Below are 984 nucleotides of genomic sequence, written 5' to 3'. Positions count from 1 at the left end.
CGGCCGCCGACGCGCACGACAACATCAAGCCGGCCGACCGGCTGTGGGATGCCGTGAAGACGATCGTGATCGCCGATGCGGTCATGAGCCTCGACAACGTGATCGCGATCGCCGGCGCGGCCGAGCAGGCCGATCCGTCGCACCGGATCGCGCTCGTGATCTTCGGGCTCGTCGTCAGCGTGCCGATCATCGTGTGGNNGCGCTCGGCGCCGGGCTGCTTGGCTGGATCGCGGGCGGGCTGATCGTGAACGACCCGGTCGGCGACCGCTGGCCCGTGCTCGATACGCCGGAAGTGATCTACGGCGCGAGCATCGTCGGCGCACTGTTCGTCGTCGCGATCGGTTACGCGCTCAGGAAACGCCGCGACGTGCCGCAGCACTGACTGGCCATCCGGCCGACTGCCGGCTTCGCGGCCCGCTGGCTACGATCGAGACGCCTGCCTTTGTCGGCAGGCGTTTTTCGTTTCCGGAGCCTGCCATGTTCGAAGCCTTTTCCGTTTCCCTGTTCCGTCGCGTTGCCGCCGATCTGCGGCGCGCGAACCGGCCGTCGTCGCGCTGGCGGCTGGCCGGGTTCACGCTGATCGAACTGATGATCGTGTTGGCGATCGTCGGCGTCGTCGCAGCCTATGCGATTCCCGCGTACCAGGATTACCTCGCGCGGTCGCGTGTCGGCGAGGGGCTTGCGCTCGCGTCGTCGGCGCGGCTCGCGGTCGCCGACAATGCCGCGAGCGGCGCGAGCCTCGACGGCGGCTACAGCCCGCCTGCCGCGACCCGCAACGTCGAATCGGTTGCGATCGACGGCGCCACCGGCCAGATCACGGTCGCGTTCACCGCCCGCGTCGCCGCGGCCGGCACGAATACGCTGGTGCTCGTGCCGTCGGCGCCCGACAAGGCCGATGCGCCCACCGCGCGCGTGCCGCTCAAAAAGGGGGCGATACAGGCGGGCGCGATTGCGTGGGAATGCTTCGCCGCCGGCAAGGACGCG

General features: G+C 69.9%; 1 protein-coding gene and 2 pseudogenes. All 3 read left to right on the top strand.

Features of this window, described 5'->3' with window-relative positions:
- Positions 1-197: pseudogene (locus A9Z05_RS37915) on the top strand (TerC family protein); the annotation flags it as partial.
- Between the two features lie 2 nt (positions 198-199).
- Positions 200-382, top strand: a pseudogene (locus A9Z05_RS37910) (TerC family protein); the annotation flags it as partial.
- A 95-nt stretch (positions 383-477) separates the two neighbouring features.
- Positions 478-984 (top strand): pilin (locus A9Z05_RS20265; RefSeq protein ID WP_256122043.1); only part of this gene is annotated, 507 nt, incomplete at its 3' end.

Origin of the sequence: Burkholderia sp. A2, assembly GCF_001729305.1 — a bacterium.
Lineage (GTDB): Bacteria > Pseudomonadota > Gammaproteobacteria > Burkholderiales > Burkholderiaceae > Burkholderia > Burkholderia sola.
The sequence above is the reverse complement of the archived record's forward strand: the minus strand, read 5'-3'. Positions and strand labels throughout refer to the sequence as shown.